Annotated in this window: 25 protein-coding genes; 24 read left to right on the top strand and 1 reads right to left on the bottom strand. The window is 62.1% G+C overall.

Features of this window, described 5'->3' with window-relative positions; translation table 11 throughout:
• Positions 1–39: 39 nt before the first annotated feature.
• The 24 genes from ACSFCA_RS27825 to ACSFCA_RS27710 all read left to right on the top strand — a co-directional run bounded on the left by ACSFCA_RS27825 (position 40) and on the right by ACSFCA_RS27710 (position 23,917).
• On the top strand, positions 40–957 hold the full coding sequence (locus tag ACSFCA_RS27825; RefSeq protein ID WP_435461766.1) for a LysR substrate-binding domain-containing protein: 918 nt from the start codon (positions 40–42) through the stop codon (positions 955–957).
• Between the two features lie 61 nt (positions 958–1,018).
• A complete protein-coding gene (locus tag ACSFCA_RS27820) occupies positions 1,019–2,593 on the top strand; it encodes an ABC transporter substrate-binding protein (protein ID WP_435461765.1) in 1,575 nt (524 codons plus the stop codon).
• 31 nt (positions 2,594–2,624) lie between these two features.
• Positions 2,625–4,022, top strand: a complete 1,398-nt coding sequence (locus ACSFCA_RS27815; RefSeq protein WP_435461764.1) for an MmgE/PrpD family protein — start codon at positions 2,625–2,627, stop codon at positions 4,020–4,022.
• A 48-nt stretch (positions 4,023–4,070) separates the two neighbouring features.
• Positions 4,071–5,063 (top strand): Bug family tripartite tricarboxylate transporter substrate binding protein, encoded by a 993-nt coding sequence (locus ACSFCA_RS27810; RefSeq protein ID WP_435461763.1) that lies wholly within the window; start codon positions 4,071–4,073, stop codon positions 5,061–5,063.
• Between the two features lie 79 nt (positions 5,064–5,142).
• Positions 5,143–6,312 (top strand): mandelate racemase/muconate lactonizing enzyme family protein, encoded by a 1,170-nt coding sequence (locus tag ACSFCA_RS27805; protein ID WP_435461762.1) that lies wholly within the window; start codon positions 5,143–5,145, stop codon positions 6,310–6,312.
• An 81-nt stretch (positions 6,313–6,393) separates the two neighbouring features.
• Positions 6,394–7,275 (top strand): transporter substrate-binding domain-containing protein, encoded by an 882-nt coding sequence (locus ACSFCA_RS27800; RefSeq protein WP_435461761.1) that lies wholly within the window; start codon positions 6,394–6,396, stop codon positions 7,273–7,275.
• Positions 7,276–7,284: 9 nt separating this feature from the next.
• Entirely contained in the window at positions 7,285–7,941 is a 657-nt protein-coding gene (locus tag ACSFCA_RS27795) for an amino acid ABC transporter permease (protein WP_435461760.1), read from the top strand.
• Complete coding sequence (ehuD, locus tag ACSFCA_RS27790) at positions 7,934–8,590, top strand: ectoine/hydroxyectoine ABC transporter permease subunit EhuD (RefSeq protein ID WP_435461759.1); 657 nt, start codon at positions 7,934–7,936, stop codon at positions 8,588–8,590. Before ACSFCA_RS27795 ends, ehuD begins: the two co-directional genes overlap by 8 nt.
• A gap of 80 nt (positions 8,591–8,670) precedes the next feature.
• On the top strand, positions 8,671–9,438 hold the full coding sequence (locus ACSFCA_RS27785) for an amino acid ABC transporter ATP-binding protein (protein ID WP_435461758.1): 768 nt from the start codon (positions 8,671–8,673) through the stop codon (positions 9,436–9,438).
• A complete protein-coding gene (locus tag ACSFCA_RS27780; RefSeq protein ID WP_435461757.1) occupies positions 9,438–10,406 on the top strand; it encodes a D-2-hydroxyacid dehydrogenase in 969 nt (322 codons plus the stop codon). The genes ACSFCA_RS27785 and ACSFCA_RS27780 overlap by 1 nt, the downstream gene beginning before the upstream one ends.
• Positions 10,407–10,505: 99 nt before the next feature.
• Positions 10,506–11,393: a LysR family transcriptional regulator gene (locus tag ACSFCA_RS27775; RefSeq protein WP_435461756.1), complete on the top strand. Its 888-nt coding sequence runs from the start codon at positions 10,506–10,508 to the stop codon at positions 11,391–11,393.
• Positions 11,394–11,671: 278 nt separating this feature from the next.
• Positions 11,672–13,684 carry a conjugal transfer protein TraG gene (locus ACSFCA_RS27770; RefSeq protein WP_435461755.1) on the top strand — a complete coding sequence of 671 codons (2,013 nt, stop codon included), beginning with the start codon at positions 11,672–11,674 and terminating at the stop codon, positions 13,682–13,684.
• Positions 13,681–14,160 (top strand): CopG family transcriptional regulator, encoded by a 480-nt coding sequence (locus ACSFCA_RS27765; protein WP_435461754.1) that lies wholly within the window; start codon positions 13,681–13,683, stop codon positions 14,158–14,160. The genes ACSFCA_RS27770 and ACSFCA_RS27765 overlap by 4 nt, the downstream gene beginning before the upstream one ends.
• The gene (trbB, locus tag ACSFCA_RS27760) at positions 14,157–15,170 is read left to right on the top strand and encodes a P-type conjugative transfer ATPase TrbB (RefSeq protein WP_435461753.1); all 1,014 of its coding nucleotides are present in this window, start codon (positions 14,157–14,159) and stop codon (positions 15,168–15,170) included. Before ACSFCA_RS27765 ends, trbB begins: the two co-directional genes overlap by 4 nt.
• The gene (locus tag ACSFCA_RS27755; protein WP_435461752.1) at positions 15,167–15,499 is read left to right on the top strand and encodes a TrbC/VirB2 family type IV secretion system protein; all 333 of its coding nucleotides are present in this window, start codon (positions 15,167–15,169) and stop codon (positions 15,497–15,499) included. Before trbB ends, ACSFCA_RS27755 begins: the two co-directional genes overlap by 4 nt.
• Positions 15,496–15,768: a VirB3 family type IV secretion system protein gene (locus ACSFCA_RS27750; RefSeq protein WP_435461751.1), complete on the top strand. Its 273-nt coding sequence runs from the start codon at positions 15,496–15,498 to the stop codon at positions 15,766–15,768. Before ACSFCA_RS27755 ends, ACSFCA_RS27750 begins: the two co-directional genes overlap by 4 nt.
• 7 nt (positions 15,769–15,775) lie before the next feature.
• The gene (trbE, locus tag ACSFCA_RS27745; protein WP_435461780.1) at positions 15,776–18,214 is read left to right on the top strand and encodes a conjugal transfer protein TrbE; all 2,439 of its coding nucleotides are present in this window, start codon (positions 15,776–15,778) and stop codon (positions 18,212–18,214) included.
• Complete coding sequence (trbJ, locus tag ACSFCA_RS27740) at positions 18,211–18,939, top strand: P-type conjugative transfer protein TrbJ (protein ID WP_435461750.1); 729 nt, start codon at positions 18,211–18,213, stop codon at positions 18,937–18,939. Before trbE ends, trbJ begins: the two co-directional genes overlap by 4 nt.
• A gap of 9 nt (positions 18,940–18,948) precedes the next feature.
• Positions 18,949–19,269: an EexN family lipoprotein gene (locus ACSFCA_RS27735; protein ID WP_435461749.1), complete on the top strand. Its 321-nt coding sequence runs from the start codon at positions 18,949–18,951 to the stop codon at positions 19,267–19,269.
• A gap of 3 nt (positions 19,270–19,272) precedes the next feature.
• Positions 19,273–20,643, top strand: a complete 1,371-nt coding sequence (trbL, locus tag ACSFCA_RS27730) for a P-type conjugative transfer protein TrbL (protein WP_435461748.1) — start codon at positions 19,273–19,275, stop codon at positions 20,641–20,643.
• A 22-nt stretch (positions 20,644–20,665) separates the two neighbouring features.
• Positions 20,666–21,379, top strand: a complete 714-nt coding sequence (gene trbF / locus ACSFCA_RS27725) for a conjugal transfer protein TrbF (RefSeq protein WP_435461747.1) — start codon at positions 20,666–20,668, stop codon at positions 21,377–21,379.
• Positions 21,376–22,386: a P-type conjugative transfer protein TrbG gene (gene trbG, locus ACSFCA_RS27720; RefSeq protein ID WP_435461746.1), complete on the top strand. Its 1,011-nt coding sequence runs from the start codon at positions 21,376–21,378 to the stop codon at positions 22,384–22,386. Before trbF ends, trbG begins: the two co-directional genes overlap by 4 nt.
• 2 nt (positions 22,387–22,388) lie before the next feature.
• On the top strand, positions 22,389–23,675 hold the full coding sequence (locus ACSFCA_RS27715; protein WP_435461745.1) for a TraB/TrbI/VirB10 family type IV secretion system protein: 1,287 nt from the start codon (positions 22,389–22,391) through the stop codon (positions 23,673–23,675).
• A complete protein-coding gene (locus tag ACSFCA_RS27710; RefSeq protein WP_435461744.1) occupies positions 23,672–23,917 on the top strand; it encodes a DUF2274 domain-containing protein in 246 nt (81 codons plus the stop codon). The genes ACSFCA_RS27715 and ACSFCA_RS27710 overlap by 4 nt, the downstream gene beginning before the upstream one ends.
• Before the next feature lie 51 nt (positions 23,918–23,968).
• Here ACSFCA_RS27710 and ACSFCA_RS27705 read toward each other — a convergent pair whose 3' ends face one another.
• Positions 23,969–24,802: a hypothetical protein gene (locus tag ACSFCA_RS27705; RefSeq protein WP_435461743.1), complete on the bottom strand. Its 834-nt coding sequence runs from the start codon at positions 24,800–24,802 to the stop codon at positions 23,969–23,971.
• Between the last annotated feature and the right edge of the window lie 79 nt (positions 24,803–24,881).

Here is a 24,881-nt window from a genome sequence, read left to right as displayed (position 1 = left end):
GATTTTGCGAAGCTTGGTCATAGCCGTATGCTATAGCCCATGAACCTACGCCAAATTGAAGCCTTCAAAGCGGTCATGGAAACAGGTACCGTGACGCAAGCTGCGGCACGGCTCCACATTGCGCAGCCCTCGGCCACCAAGTTGCTGCAGATGTGCGAGCGCAGTGTGGGAATGCCGCTCTTCACCCGCGATAGAGGGCGCCTCACGCCCACTGCTGAAGCTCGCCTGCTCTATGAGGAAGTCGAGCGAGTGTTCCAGGGCGCAGAACGGGTCAACCAAGCCGTTGCAGAGATTCGAGCATTGCAGCGCGGAACCCTATCCGTCGGCATGATGCCAGGCATGGCCTTCGGATTCGCGCAGGAGGTTCTGGCGCGCCTAGACGCCAAGCACCCTGGAATCAAGACCCACCTTCACTCGCGGGAAACGACTCAGCTCATTGAGCAATTGGCAATGCAGCAGATCGAGCTTCTGTTCACGTCAAGAGCCATTGATCATCCCGAATTCAAGGTGGAGCGGATCTGTCGTGTGCCGCTCGTTTGTATCTTGCCTAAAGGCCATCCGTTGGAATCGAAGAAGGAAATCCGGCTCGCCGATCTTCGGGGTGAGCGTGTCGCATCATTTACCTTGGGTACGCAGTTGCGCGGCCTCACTGACCTGGCTTTCCAGCGTGCCAAGGTGTCCCGTGTCATCGCCTTTGAGGCCATGACGGCGCCCCCGATTTGCGCGTTCGTTGCGCGCGGTCTTGGGGTAGCCGTCGTCAACCCACTCCACGTCGGTATGACTGCGCCGCTGTTGGCAATTCGTCCGCTCGTACCAGCTCTGATGGAAGAAATTGTGATGGCCTCGCCGCGCTCGCGCCGGCTCTCGCGCTTAGCGGAGGCCTTCGCTCAAGAGTCGCGCAAACTTGGCGCACTGATTGAGGCAGACCCCATGGGCATAGCTTCCGGCTATGGCTGACGAAAAACATTGAATTCGACGGCACGGATGACCGTTCGTAGCATATGAATACACATTGCTTATGAACTCATTCCGTGTCCTCATCATTACAGTTTCCTTAGGCTTGGCCGTCCCGGCCTTTGCTCAGGAGAACTCGCTGCGCATCGGTTCCGGTGGCGCCGATATCGGAACGCTCGATCCGCATCGCGCTACGACGACTCCGGAAAAAAACCTGATCAGCATGCTATTCGGCGGGCTGGTACGGTTCCCGCTCGGCTCGGCAGATCCGGACAAAATCGAAGGCGACCTAGCTGAGAGTTGGCAAGCCTCGGCAGACGGCCTGACTTGGACGTTCAAGCTGCGGCGGGGTGTCCAGTTCCACCGCAACTACGGCGAAGCGAACGCCGAAGACGTTGTCTACAGCCTTACCCGTGCTGCGGATGCGAAGCGATCGTCGTACTCGGCAAGCCTGGACGCGATCAAGGAAATCAAGGCCATTGCCCCTTTCACGGTGCGCATTCAACTCAAGACGCCTGTGCCCAGCCTGCTTGGTCTGGTGGCCAATCACCAGGCGGGGATGATCGTCAGCCGCAGGGCCGATCAAGAGTTGAAAGAGGGCTTTAGGCTCAAGCCTGTTGGCTTCGGCCCGTTCGAATTCGTTGAGCATCGAGCGCAGCAAGAAGTAGAGCTCAAGGCGAACGACAAATATTTCCGCGGCAAGCCGAAGATTGCCCGCATCCAGTTCAAGTTCTTCCCCTCAGATATGCGGCGTGGGTTGGCGTTCGCAACTGGTGATCTGGACCTCATCTATGGGCAACGCGAGCAGCAATGGCTGAAACAGGCTCGCGGCTGGTCACCGCCAAGGGATCAATCGCCAGTCAAGGTCGATGTCTTCGGCCCAGGCGAGTTCCGTCTGCTGATGCTGAACAGGAACATCAAGCCCCTCGACGATCTACGTGTGCGAGAGGCCGTGGCCCGCGCAGTAGATGTGCAGGAGCTTATTCGCCTCGTCGGTAGCGACGTCGTCAAGGCCGGGCGCTCCGTGGTTCCACCAGGATACGTAGGCGAGGCGGACATGGGGAACACGTTCCCGCAGGATGTAGCGCGAGCCAGAGCGCTGCTGCGGGAGGCCGGCCATCCGAACGGCGTCACGCTCAAGGCCGTGGTTTCCAACCTCTCGACGAATCTTCCTGTGATGAAGGTGATTCGAGAACAGCTCAAGCGCGCGGGCATCGAACTTGAAATCGATGGGGTCGAGCACTCCACATACCACGCACAGATCCGAAAGGACATTAGCGCGCTCGTCTTCTACGGCGCAGCGAGGTTCCCAATCGCCGACTCATGGTTGAACGAGTTCTTCCACTCTCGCGCTCAGATCGGATCGCCCACCCAAGCCACAAACTTCGCGCACTGCAGCGTGGCCGACAGGGAGATCGACGAGGCCAGGGCTGCTACCGACGCGGCGACACGCAACGCACTATGGCGCGTAGCGCAGGCCAAGATCACCGCCGACCTGTGCGCAATTCCGCTTTTTGATCTTCAGCAGGCCTGGGTGCGTCGCGCGGCACTCGACTACGGAGTGCCGCTGGAAGGAAGTCTGAGCCTCATTCCGCCGATCAGCGAAAAGACGACGCTCATGACGGCAACCACTCGCTAAAGCCATTCATCACATTCAAGTCGCAATTCTAATGACCAACGACAAAGCTCAACTCGCCAACGATGTTCAGGAGGTACATGGCACTGTTCACCGTGTCGCTGCATACATCGTGAACAAGCGCGGAATGAAGTCATCTGATGCAGAGCGGGAATCCGCGCTCAAGCGCATTTTTGATCTTCTAAGTGCAGCGGGGGCTGGCATTGGCGAGCCAGGTGTGCTTGCCGTTCAAAAAGTGGCTAGCAAGCTCCTTGGCACAGGCGACATCCCGATCTGGTTCACCGGTGCATCCGGCTCGGCTGTCGCCGCTGCCTGGGCGAACAGCATGGCGGCTTCGACGCTGGATCTCGATGACGGAAATCGCGTTGCCCGCGGTCATCCAGGCGCCGCAGTCATTCCGGCGGCGTTTGCGGCCGCCGCCGAGATCGGATCGGAACTCGAAGACCTTCTCGCTGCCATCGTCATCGGGTATGAAGTCGGAGTCACGATCGCAGCAGCACGAACAACTTACGGCAGTAGCGGCACATGGGCTTCGTATGCCGTGGTTGCGACGGTGGCAGCCCTGCGCGGCACGTCCTTGGGCGTACTGGAGCACGCACTGGCGATCGCCGGAGAAAGCGCGCCGAATCAGCTCTTCAGCAGCGCACCGCCGTTCTCATTGCCGACGCCGGAAGGCAGCGACATCAAGGAAGGGATACCGTGGGCAGTGGTAACGGGCATCTTCGCGCTTGAGCTGGCGGAAGCTGGCTTCACTGGACCCCGAAACGTCCTCGATAGCGCGCTCCACTACAAATTTGGCGAACTTCGACCGATAGGTGAGGCCAGCCACATTTGCAGTTCGTACTTCAAGCTGTATGCATGCTGCCGGCACATCCATCCACCTCTAGATGCGTTCTTGCATCTGATTGACCAACACGGGATCGACGCGCAAGACATCGAGAAGATCGAGGTCGAGGCATACAGCGGCGCACTTCGCATCACCAACAAGACTCATCCGAGCAGCGTGGTGGACGTTCAGTACAGCATCCCTTACTGCCTCGCCTTGGCCGCAGTGGGCGGCCGAGAGGCACTCCTGCCGCTTGCAGCAGACGCCTTGTCGCGCAAAGGGCTGCCCGAATTGGCCGGCAAGGTGTCGTTGAGCCTAGATGTTGGACTGGACGCGAAGTTTCCGGCTCAGACCCTGGCGCGGGTCACCGTCACTACCAAAGGGCAGCGGTTCACATCAGACGTGACAGCGCCACGAGGAGAAGCAGGAGACCCGCTGACGTGGAAGGAACTTGAGGATAAGTTCACCGCAGTAACCCAAGGAATCCTGAGCAAATCCCAGCAGGGAAAGCTGGTGACTGCCGTCGAGACACTACGAGCGATAGATGACTTGGGGCCTCTCAGCAGATGCCTGCGTGATCCTGTGCAGATTCACAAGCCAACCTAAGCCAGATGTATTTACTCATAGCTCGTTTTGACAATGAAAGGGAATGCCATGAAGAAACTATTTCGCAGAGAGGTCATCGGATTCGCGGGGGCTGCAGTCCTTGCTGGCTTTTGCCAGCAAGCTCTAGCTGATGACTTTCCATCGAAGCCCATTCGCTTCGTGGTCCCAGCATCGCCTGGTGGCGCAACGGACGGCATAGCGCGCAGCATCTCAAACGGGCTAGCCGATTCAACCAAATGGGCCATGGTGGTCGAGAACTTCCCTGGCGCAGCGGGGAATATCGGTTTGGACCAGGTCGCGAAGGCGCCGGGAGACGGTTACACGATCGGGATCGGCGAATCCAGCAATCTCACGGTAAACCAATTCATCTACAGCAAGATGCCGTTCAATCCCGAGCGAGACATCGCTCCGGTGATCCTGATCGCGAAAGTGCCGCTGCTGCTGGTGGTGCCGGCAACGGCGCCCCATCGCTCCGTAGCGGATCTTGTCGCGGAGGGGAAGAAGAAGTCCCTCTCGTATGCCACTCCAGGCAACGGGACGCTTGCTCACCTGACTGCTGAACTTTGGAAGCAGAAGACAGGGCTCAATCTGGTGCATATCCCCTACAAGAGCGCTCCGCCGGCAATGACGGACCTCGCGGCAGGCCTGACTGACCTGTACTTTGCGTCCATCGCGTCTGCGACGCCCATGCTCAACGCAGGCAAGGTGAAGGCGCTCGCCATTCTGGCGCCAACGAGATCTCCGCAATTCCCCACCGTTCCGACCTTCGCTGAAGCCGGCTTCGACGGCATGGAGGCCAGCGCACTGTTCGGCATCGTCGCCCCCGGCGGTACTCCGAAAGCCGCAATCGATCGGCTGAACAAGCAGCTGAACGTAGCGTTGTCGCAGCCAAGTGTGGTGCAACAGCTCTCCACGATGGGCGCGGATCGCTCGTCGCCTCGACTGTACGGTGGTGATGCCGCGAGCTTCAACAAGCTGTTGCAGGAAGAGCGTGCTCGCTGGGGGAAAGTCGTCAAGGCCTCGGGCGCAAAGATCGATTGAACGTAAACGGGGCCTGAAAAGGTCATTCGTAGGCAAGCCACCGGTGGCGACGCATTCTGCATATCCAAGATTGAAATATATGAAGATTCGAGAAATCAAGATTTACCGCGCCAAGATGGCTCGTCTGCACCCGGTGCTTGTCGAGGTGCTTACCGATGAAGGTGTCGTAGGCGTGGGTGAGGCGGGCATTGCCTATGGACTGGGGCAGACCGCAGCGGCGGGAATGATCAAGGACCTTGCCGAGCGGATGTTGATCGGTAAGGATCCAGCGCGCATCGAGGCACTGTGGTCAGAGATGTACGACCACACGTTTTGGGCCAAAGGTGGCGGACCGATCATCTTCGCGGCCATCAGCGCCATCGAGCAGGCGCTTTGGGATATCAAGGGCAAGGTCCTCGGCGTTCCCATATACGAGCTTCTGGGCGGGAAGTTCCGAGATGAAGTGCGTGTGTACAACAACGGTTGGGGCCAGGACCACATGGAGGTCAAGCCGTTCGCGGATGCGGCCGAGCGAGCTGTCGCGGAGGGCTACGACGCGCTGAAGTGCTATCCCTTCGCCTATCGCGATCCTGACCCGCGGGCGACGTCCAAGCATCCGTCGCTGCGCTCGTTGGACAAGAGCGTGTTGAAGCTTGCCTACGAAAAGGTCAAGGCGCTCCGATCGGCAGTGGGTCCAGATGTGGACATCATGCTCGACGTGAGTGGAGGTCTCACGACCGACGAGATGATCAGATTCTGTCGGAAGGTAGAGGAACTGGACATCTTCTTCATCGAAGAGCCGTGCGATCCCTTTGATGTGGGAGCGCTCAAGAAGATCTCCGACCAGGTGCGTATTCCGGTAGCTGCAGGAGAGCGTCTGTACACACGGTACGGCTTCCGCAAGGTGCTGGAGGCACATGCTGTCGACATCGTTCAGCCGGACATCTGTCTGACGGGTGGCCTCATGGAAACAAAAAAGATCGCGGCAATGGCCGAGGCCTACAACATGCGCGTTCAGCCGCACGTGTGTGGCAGTCCTGTTGCCACCGCAGCGGCATTGCAGATCGGCGCCTGCATCTCGAACTTCGCCATTCAAGAGGTCTATCCCTGCTGGCAGACCATGCCCGGCTACGTCGAGCTCACCGACAACCCGCCCGAGGCGCGCATCAAGAACGGGAAGCTCGATATCCCCGACCTGCCCGGACTCGGGATCAGCCTGAACCGCAAGGTTGTCGAACCGTTCCTCTGGGAAACCGTCAAGGCTGGCTGAGCGCGCTCGAAAGCGAATCTTTCAAAACGCACGCGTACATATGCATGCGCCATCAAACCGCCTGTGGGCAAAGGAGCAATCATGGTCAGGTCTCTTCGTTCAGTTCTCGTGCTAGCGGCACTCAGTACGCTGGCTTCCCTTTGGCCGCAAGCGGTGGTGCATGCCGCCACCACGAAGGACCGGATCCTGAGTGAAAAAACGCTGACGGCAGGCATCCACAACGGCAAGCCGTGGGGATACAAGACGCCCGACGGCGGGGTGGAAGGATTCAATGTCGAGATCGTCCGCGCCGTGTTCGAGCCGCTCGGCGTGAAGGTCAACTTCGTGACGGGCGACTTCGGCTCCCTAATTCCGGGCCTAATTTCGAATCGCTTCGACGTTATCGACTCAAGCGTCGTGATTACGGAGGAGCGCTGCAAGATCGTCACATTCAGTGATCCTGAGCTGACCAGCGTCGATGCACTCCTCGTCAAGAAGGGCAACCCTCAAAAGATCACGAGCTTCAGCCATGTGATCAAGACCCCTTCACTGAAGATCGGAGCGAGCCGCGGCAGTCAGCAGGGGAAGAACGCCGAGGCAGCTGGAGTGACTGGTGACCAGCTCCAACTGTTCCAGAACACCGAATCGACAATCTCCGCGCTCCTCGCCGGCCGCGTCGACGGGATCACATTCACATCCGGTACGGTCAACGCGCTCTTGACGAACCCGCAAATTGCCGGCGCGGCCGAACGCGCAAGGCCGTTCACCGGACGCACCGACGCGAGCGGCAAGCCGTTTGCATCCTACGTCGCCGCCGTGTTTCGCCAACAGGATACGGACCTGCGCGACCTGTTCAACAAGCGGCTTGCGGAACTGAAGGCGGACGGAACCGTGGCCAAGATCATGTCCAAGTATGGATTCACCCCCGACGAAAAGGCTCCTGATGGCCTCACCGGCGCCGACGTGTGCGCGGGCAAGAAGTGAAGGCAGCGAATGAGCTTTCTGGATGTTCTTGCAGGAATATGGGCGGGGTTCGGCGTGACCGCTCAGGTCACATCGCTTAGCCTCGCTTATGGTGTTCCGTTTGCGCTGGTCTTCGGCATTCTCCAGTACAGCACGACCGCATGGGAGCGGGTTCTGATCACGTCACTGATCGAGTTCTGGCGTAGCTCACCAGTGGTCATTCTCCTCTTCGTCTTCTACTACGCCCTGCCAATGGTCGGGCTGACGCTGCAAGCGATCACCGTCGGCACATTGGTGTTAGGGCTCAACATCGGTGGCTATGGCAGTCAGGCAGTACGCGCCGCACTTCAGGCGCTTGACCGAGGCCAGTACGAAGCAGGCATGGCGATGGGTTTGACGAGGTTTCAGACCCTGACGCTGGTCGAGTTGCCGCAGGCGCTAAAGGCAATGATCCCGACTTTCGTGAACCTGCTCATTCAGCTCGTCAAGAGCACTGCCCTTGTGTCGCTACTCTCGCTCGCGGACATGACCTTTCGAGCGAAGGAGATCGCGTTGTCGACTTTTGATCCTGTGGCTACCTATGTGGGACTGCTTGTGTCGTACTTCGTTATCTGCTACCCGCTCACGATCGTTGGCCGCTTGTGCGAGCGGCGGCTTGGCGTTGCCCGGGAGGCAAGCGGTGTTTGACCTTTCTTTCATGCTTTCGACAGTGCCGGCAATCTTTAGGGCGATGGGAACGACGGTATGGGTCGCGATCGTGTGCAGCATCGGCGCAGCAACGCTCGGATTCGCTTTCGAACTCTTGAGGCGATCCGGTCGGCTGCGGGGCGTCGCGATGAGATTTGTCATTGATTTCATCAGATCAACGCCCATCCTCGTGCAACTCTACTTTTTCTACTTCGTACTCCCCCACTACGGTGTAACGATGCCCTCTCTCGTGGTCGGCGTTTTCGCTTTGAGTTTGTACTACTCAGGGTACCTCGCGGAAGTGTTCAAGGCGGGCATCGACAGCATTCCAAGAGGCCAATTCGAGGCCGCTCAATCGCTGGGGCTGAGCGGATGGGACACCACCTTCCGCGTGGTGCTACCTCAAATGCTTCGTGCAGTGGCCGCACCGATGGGAAACTATTTCGTCTCGTTGCTCAAGGCGACTCCGTATCTGGCAGTGATCTCCGTGCACGAGATGCTTGGAGCGGCCCTCGACATTGGATCGCAAACCTTCCGCTACCCCGAGCCAATGATTGCGGTCGGGATCATTTTCCTGGCCCTGGCACTCGCTATTGCCCAGGCAGTCCACTGGCTGGAGCTTCGTCTGCTGGCGTCCGACAAGCGCTGATGTAGGAAAACAAGATGGCACTAATACAAACACGCGGCGCGAACGAAACGTTCGACGTTTCGCAGACGATGAGAGACAACATGGAAATCGAGCAAGTCACGACAGCATTGACCAGTGCGTATGCAGTTCGGATCGAAGGCCTTCACAAGTGGTACGGCCTGTACCACGCGCTGAATGACATCAACCTGAGTGTTCGACCCGGCGAGAAGATCGTAATTTGCGGCCCGTCGGGGTCGGGAAAGTCGACCTTGATTCGCTGCATCAACGGACTGGAACGTCATGAGGAAGGCCAAATTCTGGCCAACGGGCACATTGTCGATGACCTCCCTCGGCATCTTCGGCAGGTGCGCCAGGAGGTCGGGATGGTCTTCCAACACTTCAATCTCTTCCCACATCTAACCGTAATTGAGAACTGCACGCTGGCTCTCACAAGGGTACGAAAGATGGCTCGATCCGAAGCGATTGAGGTTGCGAAGCACTATCTTGACCGAGTGCGCATCCCTGAACACGGTCACAAGTACCCCAGTCAATTGTCCGGGGGACAGCAGCAGCGGGTTGCAATCGCGCGGTCGCTTTGCATGAAGCCGAAGGTCATGCTCTTCGATGAGCCCACTTCTGCACTCGACCCCGAGATGATCAAGGAGGTGCTGGAAGTCATGACCGGCCTGGCGCGGGACGGTATGACCATGCTCTGTGTTACCCACGAAATGGGCTTCGCACGTGAGGTTGCCGATCGAGTCGTGTTCATGGACGCAGGTGCCGTCGTCGAAGAAGGGGCGCCCAAAGAGTTCTTTGGCGCCCCGAAACATGATCGCACTCGGAAGTTCCTTTCTCAGTTGCTGCACTGATGCACATCTACGCTGAAAACCTTCGTGGCAGGGACCCGGCATACGTGATCACGGAGGATCTTCTGCGTTCGAATGTAGATCCATCTATCGAAGCCGAGGTCACTGTCCGATGGAACGACGAGCCGGATCTCGCCGCGCTTGCTGACGCAGATGTGTTTGTCGGCGGCGGGTTCGACCCAGAGCGAGTTGCACGGTACTCGTCGCGCCTTCGGCTCGTGCATTCGACAGGCGCGGGCGTCGATCGATACCTGCCCCTCGACTGGCTACCACCAGGAGCTGTGTTCACGAACAGCAGCGGCATCCACGCCGAGAAGGCACGGGAGTTCGTGACCTGGGCATTGCCTGCGCTACACGCAGGGCTGCCGCGATTTGCACAGGCCCAGCGGGAGTGGCGGTGGGATCGAAGGCTCACGGGTTTGATTGCCGGCAAGCACGTGGTCGTAGTTGGTCTCGGTGGACTTGGCGGTGCAGTCGCGGATGCTGCCCGAGGCCTGGGACTCCGCGTTACTGCAGTAACGCGCAGCGGACAACCGAGTCCGATGATCCGTGTGCTCCCCATAGCGCAACTGGACGAGGTGCTGCCGTCGGCAGACTTCCTGGTGTTGGCATGCCCACTTACGCCGGCTACGCGAGGACTGATCGATGCTCGCGCCATCGCCCGTTTGCCAGTCAATGCATCGATTCTCAACATCGCGCGCGGACCGATCGTCGATTCGGCTGCGCTGTGTACTGCGCTCATGTTTGGCCGACTGGCCGGGGCGCTGCTCGATGTATTCGATGTCGAGCCATTGCCAACCGATAGTCCGCTCTGGGACGCGCCCGGACTTCTTGTGACGCCCCACATCTCCTGCGACACGCCGGACTACGTCTCTCGTTCCTTGCAGATTCTCGGACGCAACACCAAAAGACTTCTCGATGGTTCCACGAACCAATTCGAGAACCAAGTCGACGGCGACCTCGGTTACTGACTCCCGGTGCACGACTGTGATGGATAGAAGTAGGTCCACCATCGCACTTGCACAAAGGGCGAGTTCGCCTGAGGCTCACAATCCGGAGGCGAGGCGTGAATGATCGAGTTGCGACATCTACGCTACTTCGTCGCTGTCGCAGAGGAACTCAACTTCCGTCGCGCGGCCGAACGCGTTCACATCGACCAAACACCCCTCTCGCGGTCTATCCGTGACCTTGAAGACCGCCTCGGCCTGCAGTTGTTCGTTCGTACTCCTCGCAACCTACATCTGACTCCTGCTGGTCAGCGGCTGCTGAAAGAGACACGCAAGGTTTTCATCCGGATCGAACGCGCCTATCGCGCTGTGCGCGAGACAGATACCCGTTTCCGCGCACCGTTGCGCATAGGAGTAGCGGACGGCATCGCACAGCCGAAGTTGTCTGAGTGTCTTATCCGGTGGCGCGAGTCGACGCCGGAGGTTCCGCTGGATTTGATGGAGATGCGTGCTTCTGAGCTTGCGAATGCGCTGGAACGTGAAGAGATTGATGCTGGTTTTTCCTTCGGCATCCCCGACAACGACGCCATCGCGCAACAGCCAGCGTGGAGCTACCCGGCTATGGCCCTACTTCCCAAGGGGCACGAGCTGGCGGCGCAAACCGTCCTTCCCATCGCCGACCTGCTGGCTTTTCCGCTGCTTTCTCTTCATGCCGAGCGGCAGAAAGGTCTTTTGCAGCAGATGCGGACCATCGTGCAGCGGCACACGACTACACCCACATTTACGGGTGAGGCCGGTACGCTTGCGGGATACGTCACGCGCATCGCTGCCGGCTTGGCTGTGGGTTTAGGAGATGCGGGGCACATTGCGACGTTCTGCCGCAGCGATGTGGTGGCTGTACCACTGAGCGAGGACGAGCGCATCATCACTTTCGTGCTGCACAAGCACCATCGCTTTGGCTTACCCGAAGCTTTACAACGTTTCGTTGCGAACGCTAAAACTTTGTTGTGATCGTTACGCCTATCGCGCCCGCGATGCGCGCTGCGTCGTAATCGGCCTTGGACATACCCCAATCAATTCGCAATGCTGTTAGCCCGCTGATGAGATTGCCGGCCTGAGGCGCTTGCATTTCATCTAGTCCGAGGCGGCGATTTCCGTCGGCGTACTCCTCACCACGCTCCATCACGCCCCGATGGGTCGGCGGTTTGGCGACTCGATTCCAGACTCGGGCAAGCGGTGCCATTGCGGCACGCGCGCGCTGGATTCAAGACGCAAAGGAGGAGTAGCCCATGCCGACTCGGGGTGCAACCGGCATTTTGTTCGGACAGATTGTTGTGGTGCTGGGTGTCGCCTTCGGCGGCCTCTGGACCAGCACGCAATGGACAGCCCATGCACTGGGCTATCAGGCCAGGCTCGGGCCACCGTGGTTCGACCTCTCGGGCCTGCCGGTGTACGAGCCGTGGAAGCTCTTCGAGTGGTGGTACTTTTTTGATGCCTACGCACCCAAGGTATTCGAGCGCGGCGGGATCATCGCTGCGTCGAGTGGGATGCTCGCCACCGCGGCAGCCATCGGCATGGCGGTCTGGCGCTCTCGGTTGGCCAAGCAGGTCACAACTTACGGTTCTGCTCGATGGGCCGAGCGTGAGGAGATCGCCGACGCTGGCCTGACTCGGCCTGCAGGCGTGTTCCTTGGCAAAACCGCGCACAAGGAAGCCGACTACCTGCGCCACGAAGGGCCGGAGCACGTGATGGCCTTTGCTCCCACGCGCTCCGGCAAGGGCGTTGGATTGGTCGTTCCGTCGCTGCTGTCCTGGCCGGGCTCCGCGGTGATCCACGACATCAAAGGGGAGAACTGGAACCTCACCGCCGGATGGCGATCACGCTTCTCGCATTGCCTGCTCTTCAACCCAACCGATGCGAAGTCGGCCGCGTACAACCCACTGCTCGAAGTGCGGCGTGGCATGCACGAAGTGCGCGACGTACAGAACATCGCCGACATCCTGGTCGATCCCGAAGGTGCGCTGGAGCGGCGCAACCACTGGGAGAAGACCAGCCATGCCCTGCTGGTCGGCGCCATCCTGCACGTGCTGTATGCGGGCGAGGACAAGACGCTGCGCGGCGTCGCTAACTTCCTGTCGGACCCGGCCTGTCCGTTCGAGGTGACGCTGCACCGGATGATGACCACGAAGCATCTCGACAGCGATGGGGAAGATGGGGTTCATCCCGTCGTGGCTTCTGCCGCGCGCGAAGTGCTGAACAAGAGCGACAACGAACGCTCGGGCGTGCTGTCTACCGCCATGAGTTTTCTGGGTCTGTACCGCGATCCCACAGTGGCCGAAGTCACCTCACGCTGCGACTGGCGGATCGCCGACCTGATCTCGGCCGCGCACCCGGTGTCTCTCTACCTGGTCGTGCCGCCGTCGGACATCAGCCGCACCAAGCCGCTGATCCGGTTGATCCTCAACCAGGTCGGCCGGCGTCTGACCGAATCACTGGATGGCTCGGACGGCATCACGCGCAAGCACAAGCTGCTGCTGATGCTGGATGAGTTCCCGGCGCTGGGCCGATTGGACTTCTTCGAGAGCGCCCTCGCCTTCATGGCCGGCTACGGCCTACGGGCCTTCCTGATTGCGCAGTCGCTCAACCAGATCGACAAGGCCTACGGTCAAAACCATTCGATCCTCGACAACTGCCACGTGCGCATCGCGTTCGCGACGAACGACGAGCGCACGGCCAAGCGTATCTCTGAGGCTTTGGGAACGGCGACCGAGCTGCGCGCACAGCGCAACTATGCGGGCCATCGGCTTGCGCCTTGGCTCGGGCATCTGATGGTCTCTCGCCAAGAGACGGCCCGCCCGCTGCTGACACCGGGCGAAGTGATGCAGTTGCCGCCCGACGATGCCGTGGTGATGGTCTCAGGCCATCCGCCCATCAAGGCGAAGAAGCTGCGCTACTACCAGGACCGGAACTTCTCCACCCGCGTCCTGCCCGCGCCCGTGTTGGCAGTGGGTGTTTATGCGGACCGACCGGCAGTGCGGCCTGACGATTGGAGTGAACTCACCCCGCTCGCACCGATGCCGTCATCAGGCGGGGACGCTGGAGGTCTTGCCGACGAGGGTGGCCACCAGCTCAAGCCAGAACTGGACGTCGCCGCGAATGTGGCCTCGCTTCCAGACGCCGAGGGCCTGCTGGTGCTCGATGACGAAGACGACGTGCCGCTTAGACCGCAAGACGTGGACCGGCAGTTGATGCGCACCGCGCGTCTGGCCGCATTGGACCCTGATGACGGGATCGCGCTATGACTCGCGCGCGGTTGAACATCTTCATCGAGCCGGAGCATGCGAAGCGGTTGGACCACGTCGCCTCGCACAAAGGCGTCTCGAAGTCCGCTGTGATTGCCGCGGCCCTGGCCTCTTTCCTCTCGCCTGACGGCGAGGACCAGCGTGAGGCGGCGTTGGCCAAGCGCCTTGACAGGCTCTCGCGGCAGTTCGATCGGCTGGAGCGCGACCAGAACGTGCTGATTGAGACGGTGGCGCTCTACCTTCGCTACTTCCTGACAGTCTCAATCCCTGTGCCCGAGGGGCAGCAGGAAGCCGCGCGTGCGCAGGGCCGCGCACGTTACGTGCAGTTCATCGAACAGCTCGCACGCCATATCCAGCGCGGGCGCAGCCTGGTGCGCGAAGTCCACGAAGACATCGGACCCGGGAAAGGCGACGACCCAACGGAAGCCAGCATCCAGGCGGGGTCAGGTATCGACGTCCCAGGAGGTTCCGCATGAATCTGCCTGAACCGAACGCCATGGATGCGTCGCTGGAACGGCGCATCCGCATGTTACGCACGGCCATGGGGCCGGAAATCGCGGCAGCGCTAGACGATCCTGAAGTCGTCGAGGTTCTGCTGAATCCGGACGGCTCGCTGTGGGTGGACCGACTGGGGACGGGCCGCGAAGCCACCGGCGCTGCGCTGCCGCCGGCCGTGGCTGAACGGATCATCCGACTCGTAGCTGCACACGTGCGCGCGGAGGTGCATGCGGGTGCGCCGATCCTGTCGGCCGAATTGCCCGAGACGGGGGAACGCTTCCTGGGCGTGTTGCCACCCGTCGTGCGTGCGCCGTCCTTCGCGATCCGTAAGCGAGCGCTGCGCATCATGACGCTCGCCCACTACGTGGCCGATGGCGTGATGACCGAGGACCAGGCGGCGTTCCTGCGCCGCGCGGTACGCGAACGCCTGAACATTGTCGTGGCGGGCGGCACCAGCACGGGCAAGACCACTCTGGCCAATGCCTTGCTGGACGAGATCGCCGAGACGCGTGACCGTGTACTGATCCTCGAAGACACGGTGGAGCTCCAGTGCCGCTCCGACGACCACGTAGCCATGCGCACTGAGCCGGGCGTGAGCACCATGAGCGACTTGGTGCGCCACACCTTGCGGTTACGACCGGACCGCATCGTCGTCGGTGAGGTGCGCGGTTCCGAAGCACTCGACCTGCTCAAGGCCTGGGGCACCGGACACCCCGGCGGCATTGCCACCGTGCATGCCAGCTCTGCACGTGGCGCGCTCACGCGGCTGGAGCAACTGGTGCAGGAAGTCAGCGTGACAGTTCCTCGTGCGCTGATCGCCGAGGCTGTCAACGTCATCGTCTTCATCGCTGGCCGCGGCCGCGCGCGCCGCGTGCGCGAGATTGCCCGCGTCGTCGGCCATGACAGCCACGCCTACCAGCTCAACACCGATCTGTCTGCCTTCCCGTCCCTTCCTTCATCCAACCTTTCCACAGGAGATCCTTCATGACGACTTCACGCATTCCCGTAAAACCGCTTTTGCACTTTGCCGCTGCAGCCGCGCTGATGCTGGCCGTGGCGCTCCCCACGCACGCGGCCGGCTCGAATATGCCCTGGGAGGCACCGCTGCAGTCGGTGCTCGAATCCATCCAGGGGCCTGTGGCACGGATCATTGCGGTGATCGTCATCATCGCAACGGGCCTCGCGCTGGCCTTCGGCGACACCAGCGGCGGTTTCCGCAAGCTGATCCAGATCGTGTTCGGCCTGTCAATCGCGTTTGCGGCGTCAAGTTTCTTCCTGACCTTCTTCAGCTTCACCGGCGGGGCGGTGCTGGCATGAACACGGCGCCCGGAACCATTGCCGGCTTTGAGGTTCCACTTCACCGCTCGCTGACCGAACCCATCCTGCTGGGCGGTGCGCCGCGCACCGTGGCGATTGCCAACGGCACACTGGCCGCCGCGGTCGGTTTGGGCCTGCAGCTCTGGCTGCCCGGCCTTGTGCTGTGGATCGTCGGGCATTCGCTGGCTGTCTGGGGTGCGCGCCTCGACCCGCAGTTCATGCAGGTCTTCTCGCGGCACATCAAGCACCGGCAGTTGCTGGACGTGTGAGGTCACCATGTTGAACCTCGCCGAATACCGCAAGCGCCCGGCGCTGCTAGCCGACTGGCTGCCCTGGGCCGGGCTGGTGGCACCCGGGGTCGTGCTCAACAAGGATGGCTCTTTCCAGCGAACGGCGCGGTTCCGCGGGCCGGACCTGGACAGCGCGACGCAGGGCGAACTGATCGCCATATCGGCGCGCCTCAACAACGCGCTGCGGCGTCTGAGCTCCGGCTGGGCGCTGTTCGTCGACGCCGAACGGCGCGAAGCGGCCAACTACCCCGAGTCGTCGTTCCCCGAACCCCTGTCCTGGCTGGTCGAGGAAGAACGCCGCGCTGCTTTCGAGGAAGACGCCAGCCACTTCGAGAGCAGCTACCACCTGACATTGCTGTACCTGCCGCCCGAGGAATCGACGGCGCGCGCAGCCCGGCTGCTGTACGAGAACAATCGCTCCGAAGGCGTGGACTGGCGTGAGCGACTTGAGGCATTCGTGTCAGAGACCGAACGCTTCTTCGGCCTGCTCGAAGGTGTGATGCCGGAGGTTGTCTGGCTTGACGACGCACAGACTTTGACCTACCTGCACGGCTGCGTGTCCACGCGCCGGCAAGCGGTCGCGGTGCCCGAGGTGGCGATGCACCTGGATGCGCTACTGGCTGATGAACCGTTGGTGGGTGGCCTGGCGCCGATGCTGGGGAATCAGCATTTGCGGGTGATGTCTATCCGCGGCTTTCCGACCTCGACTTGGCCGGGCCTTCTGGACGACCTGAACCGCCTGGGCTTTGCCTACCGTTGGAGCACGCGCTTCCTCTGCCTCGACAAGTCTGAGTCCGAGACGGAGGTGAAGCGCTTGCGCCGCCAATGGTTCGCCAAGCGCAAGAACATCGTCGCGCTACTGCGTGAGACGATCTTCCAGCAGGAGAGTCCGCTTGTGGACTCCGATGCATCGAACAAGGCCACCGATGCGGACGCGGCGCTGCAGGAGCTTGGCAGCGATCAGGTAGCTTTCGGCTACGTCACGGCGACCGTGACGGTGCTCGATACCGACGCGACGGCGGCCGACGAGAAGCTGCGTGCCGTGGAGCGAGCTATCCAGGGTCGCGGCTTCGTCACGATTCCCGAGACCTTGAATGCGGTTGACGGATGGCTGTCGTCGGTGCCGGGCCATGCCTACGCCAACGTCCGCCAGCCCATCGTCTCGACGCTGAACCTCGCGCACATGATGCCGGTGTCGGCCGTGTGGGCGGGGCCGGAGCGCAATGTGCACCTCGACGGCCCGCCCTTGATCGTCACCCGCACCGATGGTGCGACGCCGTTCCGGCTGGTCACGCACATAGGCGATGTGGGTCACACGCTGATCGTCGGACCGACCGGAATGGGCAAGTCGGTGTTGCTTGCCACGCTGGCGATGCAGTTCCGCCGCTACCCTGGCTCACGCATCTTCGCCTTCGACATGGGCCGCTCGATGCGCGCCACCATTCTCGGGCTCGATGGCGAGCACTACGACCTCGGCACCGAGGGCGCCATTGCGTTCCAGCCGCTCGCTCGCATCGACCAGCACGGCTACCGCACCTGGGCGGCCGAATGGATCGAAGGTCGCTTGATTCAGGAAGGCCTCGCCGTCGGCCCGCCCGAGAAGGACGCCGTCTGGTCCGCGCTCAACAGCCTCGCCAGTGCGCCCGTCGAACAGCGCACCATGACCGGGCTGTCGGTGCTGCTGCAGTCCAACGCCCTGCGTCAGGCCCTGCAGCCCTACGTTCTGGGTGGCGCGCACGGCAAGCTGCTTGATGCCGATCTGGACCGACTCGGTACTGCATCTGTGCAGGGCTTCGAGATGGAAGAGCTGATGCACAGCAAGGCCGCCGTGCTGGCGGTGCTGGGCTATCTGTTCGCTCGCTTCGACGAACGATTCGATGGCGCGCCGACTTTGCTGATCCTCGATGAGGCCTGGTTGTTCCTCGATGACCCGGTGTTCGCCTCGCGCATCCGCCAGTGGCTCAAGACGCTGCGCAAGAAGAACGTCTCGGTGATCTTTGCCACGCAGTCGCTCGCGGACATCAAGGATTCGACGATCGCGCCGGCTATCGTGGAGAGCTGCGCGAGTCGCATCTTCCTGCCGAACCCGCAAGCGACCGAACCGCAGATTCGCGTGATCTACGAGGGCTTCGGGCTTAACACCCGGCAGATCGAGATTGTCGCGACCGCACAGCCCAAGCGGGACTACTACTACCAGTCGCGGCTGGGCAACCGCGTCTTCGACCTCGGGCTCGGGCCAGCGGCGCTGGCTTTTGCCGGTGCTTCCACGCCGGAAGACCAAAGGTCCATCGACGCCGTGTCCGCTTCCGCCACCTCCTCGGGCTTCGCAGCAGCTTGGCTGCGTCATCGCGACCTCGATTGGGCTGCAGACCTCATCCCTTCGTTTCCGTCCATTCCTTCGTCACCTCAGGAGAACTCACCATGAAGAACCGACTTCTCGCCGCCGCTGCGGCATCGCTGATCGCTCTTGCGCCTGCGGCGCATGCTCAGTGGGTCGTGATCGATCCCACGAATCTGGCGCAGAACATCCTGACAGCCGCCAACACGCTCGAGCAGATCAACAACCAGATCAAGCAACTGCAGAACCAGGCGCAATCGCTGATGAATCAGGCGCGCAATCTGACCAGCCTGGATTTCAGCGCGCTGGGCGAGCTACGCGCCGCCCTGTCGGCGACGAACCAACTGATCCAGCAGGGCCAGGGCCTGGCCTTCAACGTTGCGCAGATGGAGACGGATTTCCGGAGGCTGTACCCCCAGTCGTACACGGCCGCGATCTCGGGCACCCAGATGGCAACCGACGCGCGCACGCGCTGGACCAACTCCCTCGAAGCGCTGCGCACCGCGGCCAAGGTGCAGTCGCAAGCGGTGCAGAACTTCACGTCGGACGAGCGGACTTTGACCGACCTGGTGAACCGCAGTCAGTCGGCCGCCGGTGCCCTACAGGCAATGCAGGCGACGAACCAGTTGCTGGCCTTGCAGTCGCGCCAGGCGATGCAGGCGCAGCAGATTCAGATCACGCAGGACCGTGCGGTGGCGCTGGAGCAGGCGCGGCAGGTCGCGGTGCAGGAGCGCGCACGCGAGGTGCGTCGGCGCTTTCAGGGCGACGGCACCGCGTACACGCCCTACACGGTCAACTTCTACGGCAACTGAGGGGCGGCCATGAAACAGTCTCTAAGCATGATCCTGGCCGCTGTCACAGCCCTGCTACTGGTCGCATGCGGCAAGCCTGCGCCCATCGAGTCAGTCGAGTCGCTGGTGGCCAATCCCGAGCGACTGAAGGAGCTGCGCGCGCAATGCAAGGCTGACCACGCCAAGGTCGGTGATGCGCAGTGCAACGCGGTGGCTGAGGTGACGCGCCAGCGCTTCTTCGGCAGCGACGGGCCGAAGTACGCGCCGCCCTCTTCGCTCCCATCCTCGCCGCCGACGGCATCGGCGCCCGCAACGCCGCCTCCTGCGCCTCCATCGGTGCCCAAGGACTGACAGATGAACGACCTGTCGGTCATCGACCGCTTCCTGGACGTCTTTTCGCGCTACATCGACTCGGGCTTCGGCCTGCTGGGCGGCGAGGTGGGATTTCTGACCGCCACGCTGGTCGCAATCGACATGACGCTGGCAGGTCTCTTCTGGGCGATGAGCAATGCCAGCGGCGGTGGTGGCGACGACGTGATCGGCAAACTGATCAAGAAGGTGCTGTACGTTGGCGCCTTCGCCTTCATCCTGAACAACTTCAACAGCCTGTCGGGGATCGTGTTCCGGTCATTCGCCGGACTGGGACTGGCGGCGTCAGGTTCGTCAATGACCCAGGGCCAGTTGCTGCAGCCGGGTCGATTGGCGCGTGTGGGCGTGGAGGCCGGGGCGCCGATCATGCGGCAGATCAGCGATCTGACGGGGTTTCCGGAAGTGTTCGCGAATCTCGATGTCATCACCGTGCTGTTCCTGGCCTGGCTGGTGCTGATCGTGAGCTTCTTCGTGCTCGCGGTGCAGCTCTTCGTGACGCTGATCGAGTTCAAGCTGACCACGCTCGCGGGCTTCGTACTCGTGCCGTTCGCGCTCTGGAACAAGACGGCGTTCCTGGCTGAACGGGTGCTGGGCAACGTGGTGTCTTCGGGCATCAAGGTGTTGGTGCTGGCCGTCATCGTGGGCATCGGCACAGGCCTGTTCGCCGAGTTCACGGTGCCGCCAAGCACCGAGCCTTCCATCGACCACGCGCTGGTCATCATGCTGGCCGCGCTGGCGATGCTGGGTTTGGGGATCTTCGGGCCGGGCATTGCGACGGGTCTGGTGTCTGGCGCACCCCAGCTCGGAGCGGGGGCGGCGGTGGGGACGGCGCTGGGTGCCGCCGGCTTGGCCGTGGCCGGCGGTGCTGCTGTGGCAGGTGCGGGTTCTGCGGTGGCCGCTGGGGCCCGGATGGCGCCGGGTGCTGCGAGAGCGGCTATTGGAGGCGGCGCGAGCGCCGCGCGTTCTGCGACGGCCATGGCCAGCGGGGCGAAATCAGCCTACCAGGCCGGCGCCGCCGCATCGGGCGCTGGCGGCATGCGCGCGGCCGGTGCGGGCCTTGCCAACGTCGCGCGCAGCGGCACCAGTGCCGTGAGCCACCGCGTCGCATCCGGCGCCAGGACGGTCAAAGACGGGGTGGCGAGCTTCGTTGCCGATGCGGCTGCGCCTGCCGCAGCCAAGCCCGCGGCCGATGGGTCTGCAGCCCATGCGCCAGCGGCTGAGCCCGCATGGGCCAAGCAGATGCGCCGCAAACAGCAGATGACGCATGCGGCCACGACGGCCGCGCACACGTTGCGTTCGGGCGATGCCGGCGGGAGTGGTGCCAGTCCGAGCCTGCATGACAGCTCGAATGCCTGACTCGAATTCTTAGGAGATCCAGATGAGATTCAAACGACCCCAGGTGCGGTACTCGGCGACGCCCGAACCCGTCACCCCCTACCAGGCCGCCGCGCAGGCCTGGGACCAGCGCATCGGCAGCGCGCGCGTGCAGGCCAAGAACTGGCGACTGATGGCTTTCGGTTGCCTGTCCCTCGCACTGCTGATGGCCGGCGGCCTCGTGTGGCGTTCGGCTCAGTCCATCGTGACGCCATTCGTCGTTGAGGTGGACAACGCCGGCCAGGTGCGTGCGGTGGGCGAAGCGGCTACACCCTACAAGCCCAACGACGCGCAGATCGCGCACCATCTGGCGCGCTTCGTCACCGACGTGCGTTCGCTGTCCATAGACCCGATCGTGGTAAGGCAGAACTGGCTCGAGGCCTACGAGTACACGACGGACCGTGGAGCAGCCACCTTGAACGACTACGCGCGGGGGAACGATCCGTTCTCGCGCATCGGACAAAGCTCGGTGGCCGTGGAGGTGACGAGCGTTGTGCGGGCCAGCGACACGTCTTTCCAGGTGCGCTGGATCGAACGCAGCTTCGCGAACGGCTCGCCTTCCGGCATGGAGCGCTGGACGGCCGTGCTGGCCGTCGTGCTGCAGCCGCCGCGCACCGAGCAGCGGCTGCGCAAGAACCCACTGGGCATCTACGTCAACGGCCTCTCCTGGAGCCGTGAACTTGATGCGACCGAACCGACTAAAGGAGCAAAGCCGTGAACCCAAATTTCCGCCAATCCGTACTGCCGTTGATCCTGCTGATCCTCGCTGGCTGCGCCACGCAGGGAAAACCCCCGCCGACGATCTCACTGGACGAGCCGGTTGCCTTTGCCGCGCAGCAGTTGCCGGAACCGCCCAAGCCCATCGAAGTAGTTGAGGTACCCAAGCCTCTGCCGTTGCCCGAGCAGTTGAAAGCACTGCCGAGCGAGTCCGACGTGAAGCTGGTACCCGAACCCGTGGACGAAAAGCTCCGCGTTTCTCGTGCCAACGCGGAGGCCCGCATCGCGCCCACGCGCGAAGGCTACGTCAATGCCATCCAGGTCTGGCCCTACGCGGATGGCGCGCTGTATCAGGTCTACACCAGCCCGGGACGCGTTACTGTTGTCGCCCTGCAGCAGGGCGAGGAGCTGGTGACGGTCTCGGCCGGCGATACGGTGCGTTGGATCGTTGGCGATACGGCCAGCGGTGCGGGTGCAACGCTGCGCGTGAATATCCTGGTGAAACCCACGCGTATCGGTTTGAAGACCAACTTGGTGGTGACGACCAACCGTCGCACCTACCTACTCGAACTCTCATCGACGCCGCAGGCCTGGATGGCTTCCGTGTCCTGGGACTACCCGAAGGACCGGATGCTGGCCCTGCAGAAGCAGGCGCAGCAGGCACAAGCCAGCGCGCCGGTGGAAACTGGCATGGCGCTGGAGCAGATCAGGTTCCGCTATGCCATCGGCGGCGACAACCCACCATGGAAGCCACTGCGCGCCTTCGACGACGGCGAGCGGGTCTACATCCAGTTCCCAGGCGGCATCGCACAGGGCGAGTTGCCGCCACTGTTCGTGATTGGGCCGCAGGGCGATGGGCAACTTGTGAACTACCGATTCCGCTCGCCGTACTACGTGGTGGACCGGCTGTTCGGTGCGGCCGAGCTGCGGTTGGGCGGCGACAAGGCGCAGGTGGTACGCATCGAGCGCTCGGATGGTGCCAGTGCGGGCACCACACGGAGGAACTAAGCATGGGCACGTCCGACATGCCCGATGCGGCGCCAGCCGCGGCCCCGAAGGTCGCGCCCGAATCCGTGGCCTTGCGCGCTTCGCCGCGTCCCGTCACGCGCTTGAACCGCCGTATGCTGGCGGTCGGTGCCGGCACCCTGGCCGCCGCCGTACTTGGTGGCACCCTCTGGTCGCTGCAGTCGAGCAAGCGCGAGCGCAATCCGGCCACCGAGCTGTTCAACGTCGATCGCGTCTCGCGCGCCGAGAATTTGGACAAGTTGCCTAAGGACTATGCCGGGCTTCCGTCGACCTTGAAGCATGCGCCGCCCGTACTGGGCGAGCCGCTGCCTGGCGACCTGGGGCCGGCCATCGTCAAGGCGCAGCAGCCGATGGAGATGCGCCCGCCAGGCGGTGGCGTGGATCCGGCGCAGGCCGAGCGTCTGGCGGCCGAAGAGGCTGCACGGTCTTCTGTGTTTTTCCGAAGCAGCGGCAGCAACACTGGGTCGAAGCCGGGCGCGGCACAGGCCGCCGCTGACCCTTCGGCGCTCGCTTCAGGCAATCAGCCGTTCAACCCGATGGGGACCACTGTCACCGCAGCGCAGCCCTCCGATCCGACGGCTGTGCAGAACCGGCAGGATCAGAAGGAGGCGTTCGTCGCGAAGGCAGGCGACACGTCGACGCGCAACCCCGGCAGCTTGCAGTTGCCGGCGTCACCGTACCAGGTGATGGCTGGCACGATCATCCCGGCGGCGCTGGTGACGGGGATCAACTCCGACTTGCCTGGCCAAGTCATCGCCAACGTATCCGAGGCGGTCTACGACACCGCCACGGGCCGCCATCTGCTGATTCCGCAGGGCTCGCGCCTGATCGGTCGCTACGACAGCCAGGTGGCCTTCGGCCAACGGCGAGTGCTGCTGGTGTGGACACGCCTGATCCTGCCGGACACGTCGTCGGTTGCGCTCGACCGTCTACCCGGTATCGACCCTGCCGGCTACGCCGGGCTCGAGGATGGCGTCGATTGGCATTGGGACCGCATCCTGGCCGGCGCTGCGCTGTCCACGTTGCTGGGCGTTGGCGCTGAATTGGCGGCACCTGAGAACCGCACCGACGGCAACCGCATCGTCATTGCGGGGCGTGAGAGCGCGCAGGACACCGTAAACCAGGTCGGGCAGGAGATCACGAAGCGCAATATGAGCATCCAGCCGACGCTGACGATCAGGCCGGGCTTCCCCATGCGGGTGATGGTCAGCAAGGACCTGGTACTGCGGCCATATCAGCCGTTGTTCTTCCAGCGGGGGTCGTCGCAATGAGCGCAATCAAGCTCCGCCTGGGCCCATTGCCCAAGGCAACGACAGTGAAGCTCACCGTCACGATGCCTACCGACCTCAAGGCCATGCTCGACCGCTATGCGGTCCAGCATTCGCTGACCTATGGCGAGCAGGTTGATGCGGCTTCACTTGTTCCGCATATGCTGGAAGCCTTCATGGCGCGTGATCGAGCCTTCAGATCGATGCGCACCAAGTCTCATAGTGGCGATATGGCTAGCAATTGAAGGCCACGTGCCCGCTTTGCGCTTCAGTCGCACGACATCCGCACGCGGCTCTTATGAGTCAGCCACACCCAATGAATATGCGCCACGGACTGCCTGCGAAATCTCAGGATCACTCTGATCTAGCACCAACGCGACGGCCTTCCAATTGACAGCGCGCAGGAACTTGCCGCGGACGTAGCCAGACTGGATGCCCACAACTCGAGCGCCGCTCTCAGCCGTCCACAGCAATCCACTTTGTGGAACAAACTCCCAAATCGATGCTCCGCTAACACCCTCCAGTTTTGGAGTTGCAACAGGTTTTCCGTCCAAGCCGGTCCCTTCATTGTTGTGGTCGTAGTAGAGATCGAAGTCGGGGTTATGCGGATAGCTGCCATACACGAACGAATCGCTCATTTCGTCGGGTACAAACGGGATCCGTTGGGTGTATGTTGAGACAAGCGCCCCACCCAACCATCCACCTTTGGGTTTCGTGAGAGCGGCGGGAAAACCCGCCACTAGCACTGCCTGATCCGCCGTTGTCTGAGAAGGCCCAGCCACGTTGGCTAGTGTTAGCGTTCGCCAGTTAGAGCGCACGAGTTCCAACACCTCAGGATCCTGCAGTTCCATCGCCGCGACGTCTATCCGAAAGTCCGTCGGTTTCAGAATTTGGCGAGACCCGAGCGTGTGAATGTGTCCACGCTGAGCATTCGCAGGGAACGCAAAAATCAACGGATCGATGCCGTCGAGAACGTGGCGGGCGGTGATTAGGAAGACTTTGTCGTGAACACTGAGCAGCGTGCCGGTCCCTTGGAGGGCCGGCGTTGGCCCTATGTCGAGCAAGATGGGAACCGTCACCTGTCGAATGAAATCATCGACTGCTGCCCGTTCATTGTCGTCTTTGATCATCGTGTCCCACTGCCCTTTTCTATTGGGAAAATCGAAGGAACTGAGTCGTTTCTGAGCGTGGCCGCATTCAGTTGCCCTC

It is taken from the genome of Variovorax multivorans, assembly GCF_051216835.1.
Taxonomy (GTDB): Bacteria; Pseudomonadota; Gammaproteobacteria; order Burkholderiales; family Burkholderiaceae_C; genus Variovorax.
This window is presented reverse-complemented; position numbering and strand designations above follow the sequence as displayed.